This is a genomic window from Catenulispora subtropica, assembly GCF_039531675.1.
Taxonomy (GTDB): Bacteria; Actinomycetota; Actinomycetes; order Streptomycetales; family Catenulisporaceae; genus Catenulispora; species Catenulispora subtropica.
In genome coordinates this window covers 112,435-131,535 of the sequence record NZ_BAAAQM010000002.1, presented here as the reverse complement: position 1 = coordinate 131,535, position 19,101 = coordinate 112,435, and the positions used below count along the sequence as shown (strand labels likewise).

Genomic DNA, 19,101 nt, shown 5'->3' with positions numbered 1-19,101 from the left:
CTGATTCCGTTCACGGGGATATCGGGGTAGGGGGTTCTGGTGCACAAGTGGGCCGCTAAGGCTTTGACCGTGATGCTCGCGGCTGGCGGGCTACAGGGGATCGCGGTGGCCGATCCAGCGTGGGCGTGCGGATGTGGAGCGTACATCCCGGGCGCCAACGGGACCGCGAGCGTCGCCAGAGAGCAGGCCGTCGTCCGGTTCGACGGCACGACCGAGGACGTCGTGATGCGCTTCTCAGTGCACAGCGACGCGCCTGACGCCGCCTGGGTGATGCCGGTTCCGGGCCCGGGCCCGGCGAAGACGACGCTCGGGGACAAGGACCTGTTCGACCAGCTGAGCACCGCCCAGGAGCCGCTCGTCAAGGTGCACCACTATTTCCTGCCCCACCTGTCGGAGAGCGGCGCGAAGAGCGGCGCCGGCGCCCCCGACAACGTCGGCGGCCCGATGGCGGCGGCCCCGACGGGCGCGCCCGTGCGCGTGCTGTCCGACCAGCGCATCGGCGCCTTCGAAGTGGCGAACCTGGCCTCAGCAGACCCGAAGGCCCTCGGTGAGTGGCTGGAGCAGCACAGCTTCACCCTCAAAGCGGCGACAGCGGAACGTCTGGCGGCGTACACGGCCCAGGGATGGCAGTTCGTAGCCGTGCGACTGGCATCGGGGAGCTCGGCGGACCTGGACGGCGTACTGGACCCGATCCGGATCTCGTTCCCGGCCAAGGACGCGGTGTACCCGATGCGCCTGTCGGCCGGAGCGACGACCCCGCAGCACGTCGAGTTGTCGGTCCTGGCCCCGCACCGGATGGAGATCGCACAGGCGCCGATCGCCGCCCACGCGGCCCCCTCGGCGTTCGGCGACTGGATCGACCCGTCCCGGACGGGACCGGCCCTGGCGAACCTGGCGGCCGGACGGATGTTCCTGACAGTGTTCGACGACGCCTTCGAGCAGCCGTCCCAGATCACCCAGGACTACGGCTTCTCGCCGGCCCGATCCGACTGGGTCCAGCACCCGGTGACATATAAGGAGGAACTGCTGACGTTCCTCGGGATCCCGGCGTATCTTCTCGTGGTGCTGGCGCTGACCGGTATCGGTGTCGTGACGGTGGTGCGGCGCGGTCGGCGATCAGTCAGGAGGGGCCGGGGTGCGGCCCACCTTGCCGGTTGACGTGGAGACCACCGGCCTCAGCGCGCGTACTCCGTGGCCCGCGACTCCCGCACCACCGTGATCCGGATCTGCCCCGGATACGTGAGCTCCTCCTCGACCTGCTTCGCGATGTCCCGGGCGATGACCTGCGCCTGGATGTCGTCGACCGCGTCGGGGACGACCATCACGCGGATCTCGCGGCCGGCCTGCATCGCGAAGACCTTCTCGACGCCCTCGTGGTCGGCCGCGATCTGCTCCAGGCGCTCCAGGCGCTTCACGTACGCCTCCAGCGACTCGCGGCGGGCGCCGGGGCGGCCGCCGCTGATCGCGTCCGCCGCCTGGGTCAGCACCGCTTCGACCGTGCGGACCTCGACCTCGTTGTGGTGGGCCTCGATCGCGTGGACGACGTCGTCGTGTTCGCCGTACTTGCGGGCGATCTCGGCGCCGATCAGGGCGTGGCTGCCCTCGACCTCGTGGGTGAGGGCCTTGCCGATGTCGTGGAGGACCGTGCAGCGCTTGAGCAGGGCGGGATCCAGGCGGAGCTCGCTGGCCATGATGCTCGCCAGGTGGGCCGACTCCACCAGGTGCTTGAGGACGTTCTGGCCGTAGGACGTGCGGTAGCGAAGCTTGCCGAGCAGGGCGATCAGCTCCGGGTGCATGTCGGTGATGGCGAGTTCCATCAGGGCGTCCTCGCCGGCGCGGACGCAGAGCTGCTCCACCTTGGCCTTGGAGCGCTCGTAGATCTCCTCGATGCGGTGGGGGTGGATGCGGCCGTCGAGGACGAGCTCCTCGAGGGTGAGGCGGCCCACCTCGCGGCGGACCGGGTCGAAGCAGGAGAGCAGGACCGCTTCAGGGGAGTCGTCGATGATGAGGTTCACGCCGGTGATCGACTCGTAGGCGCGGATGTTGCGGCCCTCGCGGCCGATGATCCGGCCCTTCATGTCGTCGCTGGGAAGGTGCAGGACGCTGACGACGGACTCGGCGGTCTGCTCGCTGGCGACGCGCTGGATCGCCAGGGCCACCGTCTTGCGGGCGCGCTTCTCGCCCTCGTCGCGGGCCTCCTGCTCGATCTGGCGGATCAGGACCGCGGCCTCGCGCTTGGCCTGGTTCTCGATCGACTTCACGAGCTCGGTCTTGGCCTCGGCGGAGGAGAGGGCGGCGGCCCGTTCCAGGACGGCGCGGCGCTCGTCCTCCAGGGTGGCCAGCTCGGCCTTCTTGCGCTCCAGCTCGGCGGAGGAGGCGACCAGCTCGCGCTCCTTGTCGGCGGTGCGGCGCAGGTCGGCGTCCAGGCGCTCCTCGCGCTCGGCCTGGCGGGCCTCGCGGCGCTCCAGGTCCAGGCGCAGCTCGCGGATCTCGTCCTTCAGGACGCGGGTCTCGGCCTCGGCCTCGTCGCGGATCCGGCGGGCGCGGTCCATCTCCACGGCGGCGGCGGTGGCGGCCTGCTCGCGGATCTGCACCGCCTGCGCGTCCGCCTGCTTGCGGGCCTCGGCCGCCTCCCGGTGGACGGCGCCCAGGTCGCGCTGGGCGGCCACGATCGCGGCCGCGTGCTCGCTCTCCCGGGCCTGGGCCCGCTGCGCGAGCTCGGCGAGCTGCTTGTCGAAGTCCTCGTACGCGCGCTTCTTGAGGTTGTTGATCCGGCGGGAGCCCCCGACGTTCAACCCCACGAGCAGGCCGACGCACGCCGCGACCACCGCTGCGATCGCGATCAACAGGCCGACCATTTAGTTCGCTCCCAGCGCGCTTGAGTGATCCTTCGATGATCCCTCACTGAGTGCGAGGTTAGGGCGAGGTAACAATACGGTCAAGGAGGAGTGTGGTCGACAACCGTCTGTGTCGCCGCGAAAAACCGACGAAAACACTGGATGGAGTGGATTCCCCGCCGACTTCAGGCGTCGTCCGGCGCGTCGAGATCGACGTCCTGCCCCTCGGCGGCCAGCGCCTCCTTGACCGCCCGGAACGCCACCGACGAGGAGTACCCCTTGCGGGCCAGCATCCCCACCAGCCGGCGGGCCCGGACCTGCGGGTCCAGGCCGCGAGTGGCCCGCAGGCGGGAGTCGACCAGCCGTCGAGCGGTCGCCGCCTCCTGGTCCTCGTCCAGCGTGGACAGCGCCTCGGTGGCGGTGTCGTCGTCGATGCCCCGGCGGCGCAGCTCGTAGCCGAGGGCCCGCTTGGCCAGGCCGCGCTCGGCGTGACGGGAGCGGACGAAGGTCTCGGCGTAGGTGGCGTCGTCGAGCAGGTGCAGCTCTTCGAACCGGTCGAGCACCGCCTCGGCGATGTCGTCCGGGATCTCCTTCTTGCGGAGCCGGTCGGCGAGCTGGGACCGGGTCTGCATCTGCCGCCCCAGGTGGTACAGCAGGATGTTCTTCGCGCGTTGTTCGAGCTTCTCGCGGGACGGCGGCGGTGCGGGCCGGTCCGGGTCGGAGTCGTCGGCCGGGTCCCGGTCCCTGCGGCGGGAGGACCAGCCGGAGGACGCCTTCTTGGCCGGCGTCTTCTTGGCGGCGGTCTTCTTCGCCGCCGGCTTCCGGGCGGCGGATCGTTCCGCAGCGGCCTGGGGCACGGGCTCGGGCACAGGCTCAGGCTCCGCCCACCCCGGAGCCGCGGCGGGCTCGTCCCCCGCCGCCGCGAACCAGTCGGGGCCGGACCCCTCGTCCTGGGCCCGACCCCAACCGGCGCTCACCTACTACTCCTCCGAGCCGGCCGCGGCGGCAGCGGCCTTGCGGCCCCGGGCCGCCTTCACGGGCTTGGGCACGGACTCGACCTCGCTGGACGGCGCCGCGTCCGCGGCCGGCGCCGCGCCGTCGCCCGCCGGGTCCTCGGTCACCTTCGGCCCGATCCCCAGCTTCTCCTTGATCAGCTTCTCCAGGCCGTCCGCGACGTCCGGGTTCTCCTTCAGGAACCGGCGGGCGTTCTCCCGGCCCTGCCCCAGCTGCCCCTCGGAGTACGTGAACCAGGCGCCGGCCTTCTTCACGAAGCCGTGCTCGACGCCCATGTCGATCAGCGAGCCCTCGCGCGAGATGCCGGAGCCGAAGACCACGTCGAACTCGGCCTGCTTGAACGGCGGCGCCACCTTGTTCTTCACGACCTTCACCCGGGTGCGGTTCGCGACCGCCTCGGTGCCGTCCTTCAGCGTCTCGATGCGGCGCACGTCCAGGCGCACCGAGGCGTAGAACTTCAGCGCGCGGCCGCCGGTGGTGGTCTCCGGCGAGCCGAACATCACGCCGACCTTCTCGCGCAGCTGGTTGATGAAGATCACGGTGGTGTTGGTCTGGTTGATCACACCGGTCAGCTTGCGCAGCGCCTGGCTCATCAGGCGGGCCTGCAGACCGACGTGCGAGTCGCCCATCTCGCCCTCGATCTCCGCCTTCGGCACCAGGGCCGCGACCGAGTCGATGACGATGATGTCCAGCGCGCCGGAGCGGATCAGGGTGTCCGCGATCTCCAGCGCCTGCTCGCCGGTGTCCGGCTGGGAGATCAGCAGCGCCTCGGTGTCCACGCCGAGGTTCTTGGCGTACTCCGGGTCCAGCGCGTGCTCGGCGTCGATGAACGCGGCCTGGCCGCCGCGGGCCTGCGCGTTGGCGACGGCGTGCAGCGCGATGGTGGTCTTGCCGGAGGACTCCGGGCCGTAGACCTCGACGATGCGGCCCCGCGGCAGCCCGCCGATGCCGAGGGCCACGTCCAGGGCGATCGAGCCGGTGGGGATGATGTCGATCGGCTGGGCCGTGCGCGCGCCCAGGCGCATGACGGAGCCCTTGCCGAAGTTGCGCTCGATCTGGGCGAGGGCGGCGTCGAGCGCCTTCTCGCGGTCGGTGGTCGTTGCCGCCATGGATGCCTGCCTTAAGAGGTTCATGCGTGCTTCACGTCTGACGGTCTCGAAGGTAGACGACCCCACTGACAAAAGCTGTCGCAGGCGGCCGTCGCCAGGTCTGACCGTCTATCACGGTACCTGGGGCGCGGGGTCTTCTTGAGCGGAACGCCCGTTCTGCCGGGTGACGGTCACTATGACCAGCACTGCGACCGGCGCCAGCAGCGCCACGGCCAGGCCCGCCAGCCACGAGTAGCCGAGGGTGCCGACCACCAGCCCGGCCAGCGCCGCGCCGCCCGCCGAGGAGCCCTGCATCACGAAGTCGCTGGCGCCCTGCACCGAGGGCCGGACCCGGTCCGGCGTGGATTCGGTGAGCAGCGTCGAGCCGGCCACCACGCCGCAGGACCAGCCGACGCCGAGCAACAGCAGGCCGACGACCATGGGCGCTTTGGAGCCCATGGGTGCGGTGCCGACGATCAGACAGGCGGTGGCGAGGATCGCCATCCCGGCGGACAGCACCGGGATCCGCCCGATCCGGTCCACAGCGAGCCCGACCAGCGGCGAGAGGGCGTACATGCCGGAGATGTGCACCGACAGCACGAGGCCGATGACCGTCACGGACATCCCGTCGGCGTTCATGTGGACCGGCGTCATCGACATCACCGACACCATGACCGTGTGCGAGACCGCGACGACCGCGATCGCGAGCACGGCCCGCGGCGCCGCGGCGATCACCGCGAAGGACTCCTTCAGCGACAGCCGCTCCGGCGCCGCGACGTCCTCCCCGCGCAGCTCCCGCGCGATCAGCAGCGGGTCCGGCCGCAGCAGCAGCCCGAGGACCAGCGCCGCGCCGGCCATCGCGAACCCCGACCACAGGAACGCCCCGGCCAGCGGCGGCAGCCCCAGCGCCCGCGCCGTGCCCTCGGCCGGGTGGGCCAGGTTCGGGCCCAGGATGGAGCCGATCGTCACCGCCCAGATCACCAGCGACAGCGCCCGCCCGCGGCGCTCGGCGGGCGCCAGGTCGGTCCCGGCGTAGCGGGCCTGGAGGTTCACCGCGGAAGCCCAGCCGAACAGCGCCATGCCCAGGAGCAGCAGCCAGTAGGCGTCGAGCTTCGCGGCCGTCACGATCACCAGCGTGCCGCCGATCGCCGCCGAGTACCCGAGCACGAGCCCGGGGCGGCGCCCGCGCGCGGCCATGATGCGCGACAGGGGGATCGAGGCGAAGGCCGCGCCGAGCGAGGAGAAGGTCCCGGTCAGCCCGGCCAGGCTCGCGTTGCCGGTGATCTCCTTGGCCAGCAGGGTGGACAGCGAGAACCCGGTCGAGGACCCGATGCCGCCGAGGATCTGGCTGGCGATCAGGACCCGGACGGTCCGGCGCTGGACGGACTGGGCGCGCGCGGCCGGGTCGAGGGGTATTCGGATGGCGGCGGTCTCGGCTGCGGTCACACGTGGAACGTAGCGGGGATCCTTACCGGTCCGGAAGTGGCAGTCCGGTGCCACAGGTGACGATTCCGGCCACGGCCGTCAGAACGACAGCTCCCGATCCTTGGCCACCGCGGCCCACACGGTCTTGGCGTCGAACCCGTCCCGCAACGCCTCGACCACGGTCCGGCCGCCGAGTTCACTCATCACGTGGTCGCGGGCGAAGGAGTCGGACAGCGGGCCGAACTCTTCCCGCATCCGCTCCCAGAAGTCCTGAAGCTGCATGGGATCAAGTCTGTCAGACGGCCAAGGCAGTATGGATGGTATGAAAACGTCGGCAGCCCTGGATCACTTCCACCCGGCCACCAAGGCCTGGTTCACGGCTGCCTTCGCGGACCCCACCAGCGCCCAGGCCGGGGCCTGGAACGCCGTCGCCGCGGAGAAGAACGCCCTGGTCGTGGCCCCGACCGGATCCGGCAAGACGCTGGCGGCGTTCCTGGCCGCGCTGGACCGCCTGGCCTTCGGCCCGCCGCCGGCCGACGCCAAGCGCCGCTGCCGCGTCGTCTACGTCTCCCCGCTGAAGGCGCTGGCCGTGGACGTCGAGCGCAACCTGCGCGCGCCGCTGGCCGGGCTGAAGCAGGCCGCCGCGCGCCTGGGCCTGCCCGAGCCGGACGTCGACATCGCGGTCCGCTCCGGCGACACCCCGGCCGACCAGCGCCGGAGGTTCATGACCAGACCCTCGGACATCCTGATCACCACCCCGGAGTCGCTGTTCCTGATCCTGACCTCGGCGGCGCGCGAGTCGCTGCGCGGCGTGGAGACGGTGATCGTCGACGAGGTGCACGCGGTGGCCGGGACCAAGCGCGGCTCCCACCTGGCGGTGTCCCTGGAGCGCCTCGACGCGCTGCTGGAGAAGCCCGCGCGCCGGATCGGCCTGTCGGCCACGGTGCGCCCGGCCGAGACGGTCGCGCAGTTCCTCGGCGGCCCGCACCCGGTGGAGATCGTGGCGCCGAAGATCGTGAAGACCTTCGACATCAAGGTGTCGGTGCCGGTCGAGGACATGGGCGCGCTGGACGCGAACGAGGGCGAGCGCGCGCCGGCCGACGAGACCGGGCGGCGCACGGCCTCGGTGTGGCCGCACGTCGAGGCGGCGGTGGCCGGGCTGATCGAGGAGCACCGCTCGACCATCGTGTTCACCAACTCGCGGCGGCTGGCCGAGCGGCTGACCGGCAAGCTGAACGAGGCGCACTGGGAGCGGGTCACCGGGGAGGTCCTGGAAGAGCCGCTCAGTACCGCGCAGTTGTTGTCATCACCGGCGGAGCTCATGGCGCAGGCCGGGTCGGTGGCCGGGGCGCCGCCGGTGCTGGCCCGCGCGCACCACGGCTCGGTCTCCAAGGAACAGCGCGCCGACATCGAGGAGGCGCTGAAGGCCGGGAACCTCCCGGCCGTGGTCGCCACCTCCAGCCTGGAGCTGGGCATCGACATGGGCGCGGTGGACCTGGTGGTGCAGGTGGAGTCGCCGCCGTCGGTGGCGGCCGGGCTGCAGCGCGTCGGCCGCGCCGGGCACCAGGTGGGGGCGGTCTCGCGCGGCGTCATCTTCCCCAAGTACCGGGGCGACCTGGTGCAGTCGGCGGTGGTGGCGGAGCGGATGGCGACCGGCTCCATCGAGGCGCTGAAGGTGGTGCGCAACCCGCTGGACGTGCTGGCGCAGCAGATCATCGCGATGGTCGCGGTCGAGGACTGGGCCGCCGACGACCTCGTCGCCCTGATCCGGCGCTCGAACCCGTTCTCGGCGCTGCCGGACTCGGCCTACGAATCAGTGCTCGACCTGCTGTCCGGCCGGTACCCGTCGGACGAGTTCGCCGAGCTGAAGCCGCGCATCGTGTGGGACCGCGTCGAGGGCAGGCTGTCGGCGCGTCCCGGGGCGCAGCGGCTGGCGGTGACCTCCGGCGGCACCATCCCGGACCGCGGGTACTTCGGCGTCTTCCTGGCCGGGGCCGAGTCCGGCGCCAAGCGCGTCGGCGAGCTCGACGAGGAGATGGTCTACGAGTCGCGGGTCGGCGACGTGTTCACGCTGGGCTCGTCCTCGTGGCGGATCGAGGACATCACCCACGACCGCGTCATCGTCTCCCCGGCGCCCGGCTTGCCCGGCAAGCTGCCGTTCTGGCACGGCGACGCGCTCGGAAGGCCGCTGGAGCTGGGCCGCGCGCTCGGCGGTTTCCTGCGGGAGCTGGGCAAGGCCGGCGAGGCCGAGGCCAGGACCCGGCTGACGGCGTCCGGACTCGACGAGTGGGCCGCCGACAACCTGCTGTCCTATCTGCGCGAGCAGAGGCAGGCCACCGGCCGCGTCCCGGACGACCGGACGATCGTGGTCGAGCGCACGCGGGACGAGCTCGGCGACTGGAAGGTGCTGGTCCACTCCCCGTTCGGGGCGCAGGTGCACGCGCCGTGGGCGCTGGCCATCGGCACCCGGCTGCGGGAGCGCTACGGCCTGGACGCGCAGGTGATGCACGCCGACGACGGCATCGTGCTGCGGCTGCCGGACACCGACGCCGCCGACCCCACGACCGAGACGCTGGGGCTGCTGTTCGGCTCGGACGAGATCGAGGACATCGTCACCGGGGAGATCGGCGGCTCGGCGCTGTTCGCCTCCCGGTTCCGGGAGTGCGCCGGGCGCGCGCTCCTTCTGCCGCGCACGCGCCCCGGCAAGCGCACGCCCCTGTGGCAGCAGCGCCAGCGCTCGGCGCAGCTGCTGGCGGTGGCGGCCAAGCACGCGAGCTTCCCGATCGTGCTGGAGGCGGTGCGCGAGGTCCTGCAGGACGTGTACGACGTGCCGGGACTGATCGAGCTGTGCCGGGACATCGAGGCGCGCAAGGTGCGGATCGTCGAGGTGGAGACCGCGCAGCCCTCGCCGTTCGCCCGCTCCCTGCTGTTCGGCTACATCGCGCAGTTCATGTACGAGGGCGACTCACCGCTGGCCGAGCGCCGGGCCGCCGCGCTGTCGCTGGACCCGGCGCTGCTGGCCGAGCTGCTGGGCCAGACCGGGCTGCGGGACCTGCTGGACCCGGAGATCCTGGCGGCGCTGGAGGAGGAGCTCCAGTACCTGACGCCGAACCGGCGGGCCCGGGACGCCGAGGACGCCGCCGACCTGCTGCGCCTGCTCGGGCCGCTGTCCACGGCCGAGGCCGCGGCGCGCGGCGTCGAGGCGGCGTGGCTGGTGGACCTGGAGAGCGCGCGCCGGGTGATCCGGGTGCGGATCGCCGGCGAGGAGCACTGGGCCGCGATCGAGGACGCCGGGCGGCTGCAGGACGCGCTCGGCGTGCCGCTGCCGGTGGGGATCCCGGAGGCGTTCACCGCGGTCGTCGCCGATCCGCTGGGCGACCTGGTCGCGCGCTACGCCCGCACGCACGGGCCGTTCACCGCCATCGAGCCGGCGGCCCGGTTCGGGATCCCGGCCTCGTCGGTGATCGCCGCGCTGGAGCGGCTGGCGGCGGCCGGCCGGGTGCTGTCCGGCGAGTTCCGGCCCGGGGGCAGCGGAACCGAGTGGTGCGACGCCGAGGTGCTGCGGCGGGTGCGGCGGCGGACGATGGCCGCGCTGCGCAAGGAGGCCGAGCCGGCGCCGCCGCGATCGCTGGCGATGCTGCTGCCGGCCTGGCAGTCGGTGGGGCGCGCCGCGTCGTCGCCGTTGAAGGGCGTGGACGGCGTGCTGCGGGTGGTGGAGCAGCTGGCCGGCGCGGTGGTGCCGGCGTCGGCGCTGGAGCGGCTGATCCTGCCCTCGCGGGTGGCGGACTACTCGCCGACGATGCTGGACGAGCTGACGTCCTCCGGCGAGGTGGTGTGGGCCGGCGCCGGGTCGCTGGCCGGGGACGACGGCTGGGTGACGCTGTGCCCGGCGGAGCTGGCGCCGCTGCTGCTGCCGGAGCCGTCCGAAGCCCTGGATCCCGGGCCGGTGCACGAGGCGATCCTGGAGGCGCTCGGCGAGGACGCCGCCCTGTTCCTGCGCGGGATCGTGGCGCGGGTCGGGGACGAGTTCCCGTCGGCGGACGTGCTGTCCGGGCTCTGGGATCTGCTGTGGGCGGGCTACGTCACCAACGACACGCTGGCGCCGCTGCGCGGGCTCCTCGGCTCGGGCAAGAGCGCGCACAAGGCCCGCCGCCCCACGCCGCGCGGCCGCTACGCGCGGTTCGGGGTGACCGGTGCCGCCGCGGCGAGGGCGGAGCAGAACGCCTCGGCCGCGGTGAGTCCGTCGGCGGCCGGACGCTGGTCGCGGCTGGTACCGCGGCTGGAGGATCCGACGCGCCGGGCCCACCTGCTCGGCGAGGTGCTGCTGGACCGGTACGGCGTGGTGACGCGCGGATCGGTGATGAGCGAGCGCATCCCGGGCGGCTACGCGGGCGTGTACTCGGTGCTGTCGGCGTACGAGGAGGCGGGCCGGGCGCGGCGCGGGTACTTCGTCGAGGGTCTGGGCGCCGCGCAGTTCGCCGCCGAGGGCGCCGTGGACCGCCTGCGGTCGCTGGCCGCCGCGTTGGAGGCGCTGGAGGCCCGCGGGCACGAGGCCACCGGCGCGGCGCTCGACGAGAGCGTGCACAAGCTGATGGGCGTCCCCCACGACTACACCCCCCGGCGGCCGAAGAAGGATCCCGAGCGCATCGGCGCCCTGGTCCTCGCGGCCACCGACCCGGCGAACGCCTACGGCGCGGCCCTGCCGTGGCCGGCCCGCCCGGTCGGCGAGGACGGCGCCCCGGCGACCGGCCACAAGCCGGGCCGCAAGGCCGGCGCCCTGGTGGTGCTGGTCGACGGCGAACTGGTGCTGTACGTCGAACGCGGCGGCCGGACGCTGCTCTCCTGGACGGAGGACATGACCGTGCTCCAGCCGGCGGTGGACGCCCTGGCGCTGACGGTCCGCGACGGCTGGCTCGGGAAGCTGACCGTGTCGAAGACCGACGGCGAGGACGTTCTGTACGCCGGGCGGGACTCGGCGCTGGCGCAGGCGCTGGCCGCCGCCGGGTTCCGGTCGACGCCTTCGGGGCTGCGACTGCGGGGCTGATCCGGTCTCTAGGCGGCCACGATGCGGTCCAAGGTGCGCCGGCCCGTTCGTGCCATCGTCGGGTTGCTCTCCAGGTAGTACCAGACCAGCCCCATCGCCTGTGCGAACGCCCAAGCTCTGCCGCGCTCCCATTCCAGGTCATCGCAGCCGAGCTTCTCGCGCATCCGAAGGCGCGGCGCGTCCTCCAGGAGATGCCAGGCGGCGACCAGGTCCAGCGCCGGGTCGGCCGCACCCAGGCCGCCGACGTCCAGTACCCCGGCCAGTCGGCCGTCGGCGACCAGCACGTTGCCCGGGATCAGATCCCCATGGGTCATCACGTCGGCGGAGTGCTGCGGCAGCTCTCGCATGACGGCCCACATCCCGCGCAGCCGCGGTACGTCCAGCAATCCCTCGCTGCGCTCGAAGCACGTCGCCAGCCACTCGTCATGTGCCCGCAGATCGCCGCCGCGCCCCCGGCCGCTGAACGTGCGCCCGCGGGTGTCGATGGCCCGCACATCCCTGATGAACTCCGCCAGGTCCTCGGCGAACGCCGTCGACGTACCGGGGTCGTCATCGTCCGCGACGACGCCGGAGAGCCAGGTCTGCACCGACCACGGCATCGGATACCCCGCGCCGGGTTCGCCCAGCGCGACCGGCACGGGGGTCGGGAAGCGCGTGTGCGCCGCCAGTTCGGCGCCCGCGTCCGCCTCGGCCCGAAGATGGCGCCGGACCTTCCCGGCCTCGTCCGGCACCAGCGGAAACCGTGCCGTGAGCTCGTCCCCGATCCGGAAGATCGCGTTGACGGTCCCGCTCGCGTCGACCCGCCGCACCGCCAGCCCCCGCCAGTCCGGGAACTGTCCGTCGACCAGCTCGCGGACGGTCTCGACCGTCACCGCCAGTTCCCCGTCGTGCATGCGTGCCCTAGCCGAACTGGTCATATCCCATCTTCGCCACCATCGCCGCCACCACCACCAACAGCACGGCCCGCACGAAACCGGCCCCGCGTTCGAGCGCCAGCCGGGAGCCGGCCCGCGCACCCATGATGTTGCACACGGCCATCCCCGCGCCGAGCGTCCACAGCACGTGGCCCTCGGCCGCGAACACCAGCAGGGCGCCGAGGTTGGTGCCGGTGTTGACCACCTTGGCCATCGCCGAACTGGCGACGAACTCGGTGAACAGGCCGATGGTGAAGCAGATGATCAGGAACGTGCCGGTGCCGGGGCCGAAGATGCCGTCGTAGAACCCGATGACGGCGCCGGCCAGCAGCGTCGTGGCCACGCGGCGGCGCCGGGACACCGCGGCGGCCCCGGCCTCGGCGCCGAAGGCCGGCCGGAACACCACGAACAGCGCGACGGCCGTCAGCAGCACCATGACGACGGGCCGGAACACGCGGGTCGGCAACGCGGAGGCCGACACCGCGCCCAGGCCGGCGCACAGGACCGCCAGCGCGGCGGCGGGCAGCACGACGCGCTTGTCGACCGGCGTGCGCCGGGTGTAGGTGAGGGCCGCGGTGCTGGTGCCGGAGATGCCGACCAGCTTGTTGGTGCCGAGGGCGGTCGCCGCCGGAAGCGCCGGGAACGCCACCAGCAGGCTCGGCAGCAGGACCAGGCCGCCGCCGCCCACGATCGCGTCCACTCCCCCGGCCCCCGCCGCGGCCGCGAACAGCCCCGCCCCGTGCGCTATGTCCATGGCCGGGGACCTTAGCGATCGTGGATCACATCGGGGTCACGACTCCTCGCCGCACCGGGCCGCGGACCCGTGGGCCGGCGCCCATGTCAGGGTCCGCGTTCAGCTCGCCGCCTGCTCCCCCGAGCCGAGCGGCAGCCCGTCCTGGAACGGCACGCCGAGCAGCTGCGCGACCACCCCGAGGTAGACCTCCGCCTCGCGGGCCAGCTCCGCCGCCTCGGCGTCGGTGACCGCGTTCGGCAGGCCGGCCTGCGCGGCGGCGCGGCGGGTGGCGCCGGAGGCGAAGTACGCCGCCCAGTCCGCCAGCTCCGGGGCCTCGCGGTAGAGCAGGTCCCAGACGCTGCGCGGGCGGCGGCGGCCGGGGGCGGCCGGGACCGCGCGGGCGGTGACGACGGCCGCCGAGGCGTGCAGCGCGGCCATGTGCGCGCCGCAGTAGCGGTCGTACGGATGCGAGGAGGTGACGGCCTCGGCCAGCTCGTGCACGGCCTGCTCGAACAGGTCGCGCGCGGAGCGGGACGCGGGGCCGCGCCGGTGGCCGCCGGAGCCCAGCGGGGGCAGGGGCGGCGGATGGGCCCGCGACCCGGCTATCGGTCCCGTGTCCGTGCTTTTGAGTGTCTTCGTCGCTGCGGGCATAGGTCCCTCCCAATCACTGATGACATGTCGGACACGACTCGCAGCATGTCTCTTCCACAGTGACAGGCGGCACTGACAAAAACACGTGTTCAAGCGCGGAAATCCACGTGAACCGTCAGCGCCGGCGCCGCTGGTCAGCTCTCGGGGAAGCGCAGGACCCGGCCGACTTGCCGGGGCAGGGGGCTCAGCGATTCGGCGACGAGCAGCCACCCGCCTCCGCCGACGTCGTGGCAGAGCTGGAACACCGCCACCTCACCGTCCCGCCCGACACTGGCCCGCACGCTCCACAACTCGCGCTCCACCTCCCGGTCCCGCCCGAAGACCAGGGTCTCCACGGTGCCGCGATGCCGGTCGGTACGCAGAAGTACGGAAGGGATCTCGCCGCTGTCGGACCCGACCTGGATCCAGTGCGAGAGGACCTGGCGCACGCGGTAGAGCTTGCCGCGCCAGATGAAGTGCGCCGGCTCACCGTGCCGCCGCAGTACGTCGATCTGTTCGTCCTCGGTGCTCACAGCGGCACCCATCCCATTCGCATTCATCGCAGCCTCCGCAAACGCCGCCGCCTCAGTGTCCGAACGCCCGGACCGGCCACGGCGGGCCACGGGCTTCCCCTCCCGCGGGCCGCCGGCGGGGCGGCCGATCCGGGCGTCGGACCGTCATCGAATCTTTGTTCGACTCGGACCAGGCTACCGCCCCCGGGGCACGGCGCTCAACGGAATCGAGTCAAGACTCGCTCAAATGAGTGAAAGCGGGCTCCGGCCCCACCCGGCGAGAGGGTCACGACCTGTGGAAATACAACGAACGGAGGAGGGGTCTCCCCTCAACTCCGGAGGGCTCGCGAGCTTGAGACGCCGAGGCCAGCCCGATCCGGTCCCGCTTCACGAAGCTCCGCCGCCCCGTGTCGGCGGTGCTCCATCAAGCGGGACCGGGTCTTCCCCCATTCGGCTCGCGCGGCCGGCCCGTGCCTCCCCCGGCACACCCCACCGTGGCGCGACCATCGCGTGCCGTCAGTAAGTGTGGCGCACGGGACTGACAGTCCTCATGGGTATTAGTACTCAGGTCCAACATGAGTACGCACTCGGGCCCCACCCGCCGCCCGGGGAAGGCGCGCGTTATCGGATCGCAACACGGTCGGGGCGGCCGAGTTGCAACTTAACCCGCCCCTTCGAACGTCTATAGGAGTGACTGGCCGGACGTTTTCGACGCCTGCCAGCGCACCCGGTGGGGGTGCCAGTGGGGGTAGGGAAGGCCTCTCGGCCTTGGCGGGGTCCGCGTCTGTGGGGGCGCGGATCCCGCCCCTCTTTTTCCGCCCGGCTTCTTCGCGGGCGCGCCGATCGGTCACCCTGACGGCGCAGAACTCCTTGTGCCGCACTGCGATCATGGCGCCGGGCGCCGATGCTCTTTGACGTGGGACGAAATCGACATCCGGCAAGCGCACCCCTTGCGCAGTCCGCGCTGTCCGCCGACCCGCCGCCCGCCACGGAGACCGTGTCCGTCCTCGTCCCGCTGCTGAACGACGAACGCCGCGTCCTGCGCTGCGTCCGCGCGCTGCTGGGCCAGACCCGGGTGCCGAAGCTGGACCTGGTGTTCCTGGACGCCGGCTCGACCGATCTGACCCGCCGCCTGGTCCTGCAGGCGGCGATGGACGACCCGCGGGTGCGGCTGCTGGTCGGCGCCCCGGCGCCGGCGGGCTGGTGCGCGCACGCGCACGCCTGCGAGCAGTTGGCGGTGGCCGCGCGCGGCCGCGCGATGGTCTTCGCCGATCCCGGCCTGGCCCTGGCCCCCGGCGCGGTCGCGGCCGCGGTGGCCGCCCTGCGCGGTCGGCACCCCTTCGATCTGGTGATCTCCGAGGCGCACCGCCGCACCCGCCCCGAACGGCTGCCGACCGGGCCCCAGCGCTCCACCACGGCCCGGCTGCTGGCGGTGGACACCGAGACGTACTGGCGCGTCGGCGGCCACTGCAACGCCGCGCACGACCCCGAAGGCGAATCAGGCCTCATCCGGGCGGTGCGCCGCTCCGGCGGTCGCGTGGCGTCGCTCGACGGCCGCCACGCCATAGAGTTCCTGGACGGTTCGCTGTGGCCGCGGGAACGAGCCGGGGCGGCGTCGCCCTCCGGCGTCGGCGGCCGCCACCCGCTCACCGACACCGAGAACTCGATCCTGCACTCGTTCACGGACACCGCGCGGCGGCTGCTCGCGGCCTTCACGGCGTCGCCGGCGCCGGGGCGGGCCGCCCAGGCCCGGCGCGTCCCGGTGCTCGCCGCGCTGACCGCGGGATCCGGCCACGCGAGACCGGCGGGGCCGATCGCCGACGCGGCCGCCAACCGGGCGGCCGGGACCGCCGCCCGCACCGCGCTGGAAGACGCCGAGTGGGGCGAGGTCCAGATGGTCGGCGGCAAGCTGTTCCGCTGACGAGGCGAGGCGGACTTCAGCGGTGGCCGCACGGCCACCGCTGCTTCATCGCACCCCGGCCAGCACCCCGCCCCCGGCGGCCGACCCGAGCGTCCCGGCCGCCGGGAGGAACGTCGGCCCCGAGAAGTCCCAGAACCCCACCGGTTTCCGGTAGTGGATCAGCTCCCGACCCGGCGCCAGCTCCGTCCGCCCGTACTCCTGGTACCCGGCGGCCGCGTACATCCGCTGGTTCTCCCACATCATCGAGTGCGTGACCAGCCGCAGCTCGGGCAGCCACAGCTGGCGCGCGTGCTCCTCGGCGAAGGCGAGGACGCGGCGGCCCAGGCCCTGGCCCTGACGGTCCGGGGCGACGGCGAAGTTGTCCAGGTGGAGCCAGCCGTCCTCGGGAAGGAGGGTGACGGTGGCCACCGCGGGGCTGCCGACGACGAACAGGCAGCCGCGACGCATCAGGTGCGGGTAGTCGGCGTCGAGCGGGGCCGGGCGGACCCCGATGCGGGTGAGGTAGTGGCGGTAGGCCGAATGGATGACGGCGTGGACCGCCGCCAGGTCCATCGGCACCGCGTATCGGACTGCCAGCGGCTCCATGAGCGCGCCTCCCTCTTCCGGCCCCGTGGATTGGTCATCGCAGGCTGGCACACGGCGGTCACGCTGGGTGGCGAGACCGGCCGTCGTTCATCAGACAAGGTGACATCGCGGGTGACTGGACCGCCAGGGGCCGGCCGGTCCGGCGTCAGACCGCCAGCGGCAGTCCGGCGGGGGAGGCGTGGGCGCCGGCCACGTCGTGGTCCCGGTCGTAGTCGTGGCGGCGGTCCAGACCCAGATCGCGGTAGACCTCGAGGGTCGCCGTCGACATGTTCAGCGTGATGAAGTGCAGCCCCGGCGCGCCCTCGGCCAGCAGCCGCTCGCACATCCGGGTGGTCCACTCGACGCCGACCGCGCGCACCGCCGCCTTGTCGCCGTCCACCGCCACCAGCGCGTTCTCCAGCTCGGCCGGGAACGCCTGCCCGGTCAGCCCGGTGATCCGCTTGATCTGGCCGACGTTGGTCACCGGCATCACGCCCGCCAGGATCGGCACGTCGCACCCGGCGGCCGCGACCCGGTCGCGCAGGCGCAGGTAGTCGTCGGCGAGGAAGAACATCTGCGTGATCGCGAAGTCCACGCCGCGGCGGCACTTCTCCACGAACCGCGCGATGTCCGAGTCCCAGTCCGGGGAGCGCGGGTGCATCTCCGGGAAGGCCGCGACGCCGACGCAGAAGTCGCCGGACTCCCGCACCAGGTCCACGAGCTCGCTGGCGTAGGACAGCCCCTCGGGGTGCGCCGTCCACTCCCCCAGCGGATCGCCCGGCGGGTCGCCGCGCAGCGCCAGGATGTTCCGCACGCCGGCGTCCGCGTACTGCCCGACGACGTGCCGCAGCTCGGCCACCGAATGGTCCACCGCTGTGAGGTGCCCCACGGGCGTCAGCGTGGTCTCGGACGCGATGCGCTCGGTCGTCTCGACCGTCTTCATCCGCGTGGAACCGCCCGCGCCGTACGTCACCGAGACGAAGGTCGGCGAGTACGCCTCCAGCCGCCGCAGCGCCCGCCACAGCTGCTGTTCCTGCTCGTCGCTGCGGGGCGGGAAGAACTCGAACGAATAGGAGCGCTCACCGCGGGCGAGCAGCTCGCGGACGGTGGCGGCACGGTCCGGCCGCACGGAGGGGAGTCCCAGTGCCATGCCTCCACCGTAACCACGACGGCCTCGGATGGGGGCGGACCACGCCTATCGTCCCGAGCCGCGAGACGCGACCCGTATGGTTGTTCCCGTGAATCCCCTGGACCGCCACGATCTGCGCCACCGAGTCGACGCCGCCCTGTCGGCGTTCCTGGACCGCCAGGGGGCGGCCCTGATCGCGATGTCCCCGGAGCTCGCGCCGCTGCCCACGGCGCTGCGGGAGTTCCTGGACGGCGGCAAGCTGATGCGCCCGGGATTCTGCTACTGGGGCTGGCGCGGGGTGGTCGGCAAGACCGATGCGGCCGATGATCCGGCGCTGGAGGCCGCCGCGGTGCGCGCCGCGGCGTCGCTGGAACTGCTCCAGGCCTCGGCGCTGATCCACGACGACTACATGGACGACTCCGACACCCGCCGCGGGATGCCGGCCATCCACCGCCGGTTCGCCGCCGCGCACCGCGAGGCGGCCTGGGAGGGCTCGGCGGCCCGATTCGGCGCCGCCGCCGCGATCCTGCTCGGCGACGTGTGCCTGACTTGGTGCGACGAGATGTTCGCGGGCTGCGGGCTGCCGTCCGCCCGGATCGCCGCCGCCCGGCCCTACTTCGACGTGATGCGCACCGAGGTGATGGCCGGCCAGTACCTGGACGTCCTGGCCCAGGCCCACGGCCTGGACGAGCCGGAGCGCGCCGCCCAGCGCGCGCAGACCGTGATCCGCTTCAAGTCCGCGAAGTACACCATCGAACGCCCGCTGCACGTCGGCGCCATGCTGGCCGGCGGCACCCCGGATGTGATCGCCGCCTACTCGGCCTACGGCCTGCCGCTCGGCGAGGCCTTCCAGCTCCGCGACGACGTCCTGGGCGTCTTCGGCGACCCGGCGGCCACCGGCAAGCCGGCCGGCGACGACCTGCGCGAGGGCAAGCAGACGCTGCTGGTGGCCCTGGCCGCGGCGCGCGCCGACAGCCCGGGCGCGATCAAAACGCTGCGCGCCGAGCTCGGCAACCCCGAGCTCGACGCGGCCGGCGTCACCGAACTCCAGGAGATAATCCGGTCCACCGGCGCCCTCGACGACGTCGAGACCCGGATCACGGCCCTGACGCGGGAGGCCACGGCCGCGGTGGACGCGGCGCCGATCGCCGAGGAGGCGAAGGGCGTGCTGCGGGAGCTGGCGGTCATGGCGACCGCGCGGAAGAAGTAGGCGCCGCTCCGCACGCCACCGCCCCGCACGCCGACACCGCGCACGCCGACACCTCGGACACCGACACCCCGCACGCAGAC

Annotated in this window: 15 protein-coding genes; 4 read left to right on the top strand and 11 right to left on the bottom strand. The window is 72.9% G+C overall.

From position 1 onward, the window contains the following. Nucleotides 1-105 precede the first annotated feature (105 nt). Nucleotides 106-1,158 carry a DUF2330 domain-containing protein gene (locus ABD466_RS02760; RefSeq protein WP_344655287.1) on the top strand — a complete coding sequence of 351 codons (1,053 nt, stop codon included), beginning with the start codon at nucleotides 106-108 and terminating at the stop codon, nucleotides 1,156-1,158. A 17-nt stretch (nucleotides 1,159-1,175) separates the two neighbouring features. Here ABD466_RS02760 and rny read toward each other — a convergent pair whose 3' ends face one another. The 5 genes from rny to ABD466_RS02735 form a co-directional block, all read right to left on the bottom strand. After that, nucleotides 1,176-2,858: a ribonuclease Y gene (gene rny / locus ABD466_RS02755; protein ID WP_344655286.1), complete on the bottom strand. Its 1,683-nt coding sequence runs from the start codon at nucleotides 2,856-2,858 to the stop codon at nucleotides 1,176-1,178. A 164-nt stretch (nucleotides 2,859-3,022) separates the two neighbouring features. Next, on the bottom strand, nucleotides 3,023-3,814 hold the full coding sequence (locus ABD466_RS02750) for a regulatory protein RecX (protein WP_344655285.1): 792 nt from the start codon (nucleotides 3,812-3,814) through the stop codon (nucleotides 3,023-3,025). Between the two features lie 3 nt (nucleotides 3,815-3,817). Continuing rightward, nucleotides 3,818-4,960, bottom strand: coding sequence for a recombinase RecA (recA, locus tag ABD466_RS02745; protein ID WP_344655284.1), 1,143 nt, complete (start codon nucleotides 4,958-4,960; stop codon nucleotides 3,818-3,820). 111 nt (nucleotides 4,961-5,071) lie between these two features. Continuing rightward, complete coding sequence (locus ABD466_RS02740) at nucleotides 5,072-6,385, bottom strand: MFS transporter (protein ID WP_344655283.1); 1,314 nt, start codon at nucleotides 6,383-6,385, stop codon at nucleotides 5,072-5,074. Nucleotides 6,386-6,463: 78 nt separating this feature from the next. After that, entirely contained in the window at nucleotides 6,464-6,646 is a 183-nt protein-coding gene (locus ABD466_RS02735) for a DUF3046 domain-containing protein (RefSeq protein WP_344655282.1), read from the bottom strand. A 31-nt stretch (nucleotides 6,647-6,677) separates the two neighbouring features. Here ABD466_RS02735 and ABD466_RS02730 point away from each other — a divergent pair, with 31 nt between their 5' ends. Continuing rightward, nucleotides 6,678-11,408, top strand: a complete 4,731-nt coding sequence (locus tag ABD466_RS02730; protein ID WP_344655281.1) for an ATP-dependent helicase — start codon at nucleotides 6,678-6,680, stop codon at nucleotides 11,406-11,408. Between the two features lie 8 nt (nucleotides 11,409-11,416). Here the strand turns inward: ABD466_RS02730 and ABD466_RS02725 are convergent, their stop codons facing one another. From ABD466_RS02725 to ABD466_RS02710, 4 genes are all read right to left on the bottom strand, one after another. Further along, the gene (locus tag ABD466_RS02725; protein WP_344655457.1) at nucleotides 11,417-12,301 is read right to left on the bottom strand and encodes an aminoglycoside phosphotransferase family protein; all 885 of its coding nucleotides are present in this window, start codon (nucleotides 12,299-12,301) and stop codon (nucleotides 11,417-11,419) included. A gap of 7 nt (nucleotides 12,302-12,308) precedes the next feature. Beyond that, complete coding sequence (locus tag ABD466_RS02720; protein ID WP_344655280.1) at nucleotides 12,309-13,076, bottom strand: TSUP family transporter; 768 nt, start codon at nucleotides 13,074-13,076, stop codon at nucleotides 12,309-12,311. A 99-nt stretch (nucleotides 13,077-13,175) separates the two neighbouring features. Further along, on the bottom strand, nucleotides 13,176-13,706 hold the full coding sequence (locus tag ABD466_RS02715) for an SAV_6107 family HEPN domain-containing protein (RefSeq protein ID WP_344655279.1): 531 nt from the start codon (nucleotides 13,704-13,706) through the stop codon (nucleotides 13,176-13,178). A gap of 134 nt (nucleotides 13,707-13,840) precedes the next feature. Beyond that, nucleotides 13,841-14,218: a DUF6504 family protein gene (locus ABD466_RS02710; RefSeq protein ID WP_344655278.1), complete on the bottom strand. Its 378-nt coding sequence runs from the start codon at nucleotides 14,216-14,218 to the stop codon at nucleotides 13,841-13,843. A 976-nt stretch (nucleotides 14,219-15,194) separates the two neighbouring features. Here ABD466_RS02710 and ABD466_RS02705 point away from each other — a divergent pair. Beyond that, nucleotides 15,195-16,118 (top strand): glycosyltransferase family 2 protein, encoded by a 924-nt coding sequence (locus ABD466_RS02705; protein WP_344655277.1) that lies wholly within the window; start codon nucleotides 15,195-15,197, stop codon nucleotides 16,116-16,118. A 45-nt stretch (nucleotides 16,119-16,163) separates the two neighbouring features. On the opposite strand, the gene ABD466_RS02700 is transcribed toward ABD466_RS02705, so the two are convergent. Together ABD466_RS02700 and metF are read right to left on the bottom strand one after the other, a co-directional pair. Continuing rightward, nucleotides 16,164-16,703 carry a GNAT family N-acetyltransferase gene (locus tag ABD466_RS02700; RefSeq protein ID WP_344655276.1) on the bottom strand — a complete coding sequence of 180 codons (540 nt, stop codon included), beginning with the start codon at nucleotides 16,701-16,703 and terminating at the stop codon, nucleotides 16,164-16,166. 145 nt (nucleotides 16,704-16,848) lie between these two features. Further along, entirely contained in the window at nucleotides 16,849-17,832 is a 984-nt protein-coding gene (gene metF, locus ABD466_RS02695) for a methylenetetrahydrofolate reductase [NAD(P)H] (RefSeq protein WP_344655275.1), read from the bottom strand. A gap of 76 nt (nucleotides 17,833-17,908) precedes the next feature. Here metF and ABD466_RS02690 point away from each other — a divergent pair, with 76 nt between their 5' ends. Next, complete coding sequence (locus ABD466_RS02690; RefSeq protein WP_344655274.1) at nucleotides 17,909-19,021, top strand: polyprenyl synthetase family protein; 1,113 nt, start codon at nucleotides 17,909-17,911, stop codon at nucleotides 19,019-19,021. Nucleotides 19,022-19,101 lie beyond the last annotated feature (80 nt).

What these genes read in the sequence shown, in the direction of transcription:
- rny (WP_344655286.1), bottom strand. Translation starts at nt 2,858, where the DNA reads ATGGTCGGCCTGTTGATCGCGATCGCAGCGGTGGTCGCGGCGTGCGTC.
- recA (WP_344655284.1), bottom strand. Translation starts at nt 4,960, where the DNA reads ATGGCGGCAACGACCACCGACCGCGAGAAGGCGCTCGACGCCGCCCTC.
- ABD466_RS02735 (WP_344655282.1), bottom strand. Translation starts at nt 6,646, where the DNA reads ATGCAGCTTCAGGACTTCTGGGAGCGGATGCGGGAAGAGTTCGGCCCG.
- ABD466_RS02730 (WP_344655281.1), top strand. Translation starts at nt 6,678, where the DNA reads ATGGATGGTATGAAAACGTCGGCAGCCCTGGATCACTTCCACCCGGCC.
- ABD466_RS02725 (WP_344655457.1), bottom strand. Translation starts at nt 12,301, where the DNA reads ATGCACGACGGGGAACTGGCGGTGACGGTCGAGACCGTCCGCGAGCTG.
- ABD466_RS02720 (WP_344655280.1), bottom strand. Translation starts at nt 13,076, where the DNA reads ATGGACATAGCGCACGGGGCGGGGCTGTTCGCGGCCGCGGCGGGGGCC.
- ABD466_RS02715 (WP_344655279.1), bottom strand. Translation starts at nt 13,706, where the DNA reads ATGCCCGCAGCGACGAAGACACTCAAAAGCACGGACACGGGACCGATA.
- ABD466_RS02700 (WP_344655276.1), bottom strand. Translation starts at nt 16,703, where the DNA reads ATGGAGCCGCTGGCAGTCCGATACGCGGTGCCGATGGACCTGGCGGCG.
- metF (WP_344655275.1), bottom strand. Translation starts at nt 17,832, where the DNA reads ATGGCACTGGGACTCCCCTCCGTGCGGCCGGACCGTGCCGCCACCGTC.
- ABD466_RS02690 (WP_344655274.1), top strand. Translation starts at nt 17,909, where the DNA reads ATGGTTGTTCCCGTGAATCCCCTGGACCGCCACGATCTGCGCCACCGA.